Below are 863 nucleotides of genomic sequence, written 5' to 3'. Positions count from 1 at the left end.
AGCATCGTATACATAGTTACTTACATACCCATTATCATCTATGGACATTAATCGGTTTTCTTCATCCCAGCGTAATTTCCTTTCTTGCGTTTGGCTGGTTTTTCTTAAATCCTTCTTCTCTAATTCTACATTTACATAGGTTAGATTTCCGTTTAAATCATAGTGATAATTCTTGTGCTCTTGGCGTTTTTCTTCTTCTTTACTTTCTTCTTCTCTGTAATTGATGTCTTGAACGGTTTTTATTTGATTCTTTTTCGTTGAATCGTAGGTATACGTTAAGTCATAACCTGCTTTTAATCCGCCTTCAATCATTATGCCTTGTTGACTTACTTGTTGGTTTTTGCTTACGATATTATGTAAGTTATCGTAGCCCATTTGCAAGCTGTATGCGGCCGTTTTGTTATCCGCTCCTGTGTAACTTCCTTGTGCTTGTACTAAGCGGTAAAGTCCGTCGTAGGCATAGTCATGCTGCATTTGTCCCCCCATAGTCTTTTGGTTGTCCTGAGGTAGTGGGGCTTGATTGGATATGCTTAATACATTGCTAACAGCATCATAGGTATATTTGTTACTAATGATCTGAGTTTTTACTCCTGTTCCTTGCGTTTTCGGTGATACCCAAACTTGTAAATCAGTAAGTCTTCTTCTTTCCGAATCATACGTATAAGTGGTTTCTGAGCCGTTGCAATATTTTAGATAATTTCTTTGTTCGAATTTATCATAGCCTATTTTATTTACATAGTCATAGCTATAAGCCTTGCTTCCTTTTATTCCGGTTAGTAACCCTGCTGTATTATAGATATAATCTACTTTTTCTTGATCCGGATAGATGATCTGCTCTAGTTTATTCCAGCTGTCGTACTTGG

Annotated in this window: 1 pseudogene; it reads right to left on the bottom strand. The window is 36.7% G+C overall.

Features of this window, described 5'->3' with window-relative positions:
- Positions 1 to 863, bottom strand: a pseudogene (locus C4S75_RS05755) (hypothetical protein); the annotation flags it as partial.

Source organism: Apibacter sp. wkB309, from assembly GCF_002964915.1.
Lineage (GTDB): Bacteria > Bacteroidota > Bacteroidia > Flavobacteriales > Weeksellaceae > Apibacter.
This window is presented reverse-complemented; position numbering and strand designations above follow the sequence as displayed.